3 protein-coding genes are annotated in these 2,560 nt (G+C 71.4%); all 3 read right to left on the bottom strand.

Translation table 11 applies throughout. From position 1 onward, the window contains the following. Nucleotides 1–517, bottom strand: a 517-nt coding sequence (locus VJ693_RS13110; RefSeq protein WP_324154747.1) for an SDR family NAD(P)-dependent oxidoreductase, incomplete at its 3' end; no start/stop codon positions are given. A 21-nt stretch (nucleotides 518–538) separates the two neighbouring features. Beyond that, the gene (locus VJ693_RS13105; RefSeq protein ID WP_324154746.1) at nucleotides 539–1,483 is read right to left on the bottom strand and encodes a sugar kinase; all 945 of its coding nucleotides are present in this window, start codon (nucleotides 1,481–1,483) and stop codon (nucleotides 539–541) included. Nucleotides 1,484–1,497: 14 nt separating this feature from the next. Continuing rightward, nucleotides 1,498–2,560 (bottom strand): UxaA family hydrolase (locus tag VJ693_RS13100; protein WP_324154744.1); only part of this gene is annotated, 1,063 nt, incomplete at its 5' end.

Here is a 2,560-nt window from a genome sequence, read left to right as displayed (position 1 = left end):
GCGCGAGCGAGGCCGCCCATTCGCGCGTCAATCCCAGCAACCCGGCCTTGGCGGCGACATAGCCGCTGGTGCCGCCCTGGCCGGTGAGCGCGGTCTTGGAGGCGATGTTGACGATGGCGCCGCGGCGCTGCACGAGCTGTTCCAGGCACAGGTGGGCCATGAGGTAGCAGTGCACGAGGTTGGCCTCGAGCGAGCGCCGGAAGGCCTCGCAGCCGGCCTCCAGGCCGACGCCGTCGTTGACGCCCGCGTTGTTCACGAGGCCATCGATGCCGCCGAAGCGGGAGACGGTCCGCGCCACCGCTTCTCGGCAGCCAGGCTCATCCATCATCTCCAGCTGGAAGTATTCGAAGCGCGGCTGCAGCGAGCCCAGCTCCTGCTCCAGCGAGGGGTCGAGCGGCGATCGATCCAGCACGACGGGGATCGCCGCCTCGCGGGCCAGTTGTCGGCAGATGGCCGCGCCGATGCCGGCAGCACCGCCGGTGACGAGAACGATCTTGTCCTTGAGATGAAGATCCATCGCGTGTTCAATCCTCGTCATTCATCCGACCGGTGATCCGGCCTGATCCAGTTGGCACCTCGTCGGCAGGCCGTCGCTGTCGCCGGGGTGCTGCACGACGCGCGCGCCGATCCGGTTGCCGCGCATCGCCGCCTCGGGCAGCGTCAAGCCTTCGAGCAGGCCACTGATCACACCCGCCGCGAAACCGTCCCCGGCGCCCACCGTGTCGACCACGTGCGGCACCGGCACTCCGGGCACGAGCTGCCGCGTGCCGTCGCGCGCGGCGCACCACGCGCCCGCCGCGCCCAGCTTCACCACCACCTGCGAAGCGCCGCGCTCCAGACAGTGGTCGGCGATCGCCTCGGGGGACTGCAAGCCGGTCAGGCATCTTCCCTCCTCGACGCCGGGAAGCACCAGATCGCACAGCGCCGCCAGCTCGTTCACCGTGTCCACCATCTCGCGAGCGCCGGCCCACAGCCGCGGACGCAGGTTGGGGTCGAAGGAGATGCTGAGCCCGTGCTCGCGCGCCCAACGAACAGCATCGAATACCAGCGCGCGGCAGCCCGCCGACAGCGCGGGGGAGATGCCGGTCAGGTGCAGATGGCGCGCACGCACGCCGGCCAGGCGCTGCAGGTCCTGCGGGCCCATGCCGCTGGCCGCCGAGCCGCGGCGGTGGTATTCGATCTCCGGGTCGCTGCCGTCGGTCGCGCGGGCCTTGAGCATGAAGCCGGTTCGCTGGCCTTCGCAAACCTCCACCAGCCCGCTCACGATGCCCTCGCAGGCCAAGGTGTCGAGCAGGAACCGGCCCAAGCTGTCGGCGCCCAGGCGGCTCAGGTAGCCCACGCGCAAGCCCAGTCGCGCCAGGCCGATGGCCACGTTCAGCTCCGCACCGGCGCTGTGGCGACGGAAGCGACTGGCCTGCGCCAACGGAACGGCGTCTTCGGCGGCGAAGAGCACCATCGCCTCCCCGAGGGTCAGCACGTCCACCTGCGCTGCCTGCTTCACATCACCGCCCCGACCTGCCAGGGCACGAACTCGTTGTCGCCCACCCCATGCTGCTCGCTCAGCGTGCGCTGGCCCGATGCGGCCGCCAGCATGAGCCGGAAGATGCGCTCGCCGGCCTCGGCCACGCTCATCGTGCCGTCGATGATCTCGCCCGTGTTGAAGTCCATGTCCAGGCTCATGCGCCGGAACATCGCGCTGTTGGTCGCGAGCTTCACCGAAGGCACGGGCTTGCAGCCATAGGCGGAGCCGCGGCCGGTGGTGAAGCAGATCAGGTTGGCGCCGCCGGCCACCTGGCCGGTGGCCGACACCGGGTCGTAGCCGGGCGTGTCCATGAACACCAGGCCCCGGCTGCGCACGGGCTCGGCGTACTCCACCACGTCCATGAGCGTGCTGCCGCCGCCCTTGGCCACGGCGCCCAGCGACTTCTCGAGGATGGTGGTGATGCCGCCCGCCTTGTTGCCCGGCGAGGGGTTGTTGTTCATCTGCGCGCCGTTGCGCGCCGCGTAGTCTTCCCACCAGCGCAGGCGCGCCCGCAGGCGCTCGGCCACCTCGGGCGAGGCGGCGCGGGCGATCAGCAGGTGCTCGGCGCCGTAGATCTCGGGCGTCTCCGACAGGATCGCCGTGCCGCCGTGGCGCACCAGCAGGTCGACCGCCGCGCCCAGCGCGGGGTTGGCGCTGATGCCCGAATACCCGTCGGAGCCGCCGCATTGCAGCCCGACGACGAGCTGCGACGCCGGCACCGTGACGCGCCGCGCCGTCGCCGCCGGCGCCGCGAGCTCGCGCACCAGTTGCTGGCCGCGCTCGATGGCCTCGCGCGTGCCGCCGGCGTCCTGGATGGTCAAGGTGCGGATGCGCGCGCGTGCGGCGGCGTCCAGCCCGTCGACCAGCGGGCCGACCTGGTTCACTTCGCAGCCCAAGCCGATCACCAGCACCGCCGCGAAGTTCGGGTGCGCCGCATAGCCGCGCAGCGTGCGGCGCAGCAGCTCGATGCCTTCGCCTTCGCCGCTCATGCCGCATCCGCTGCCATGCGTGATCGCGACCACGCCGTCGATGCCGGGA

The organism is Ideonella sp. (assembly GCF_035254525.1).
GTDB lineage: Bacteria > Pseudomonadota > Gammaproteobacteria > Burkholderiales > Burkholderiaceae_C > Ideonella.
This window is presented reverse-complemented; position numbering and strand designations above follow the sequence as displayed.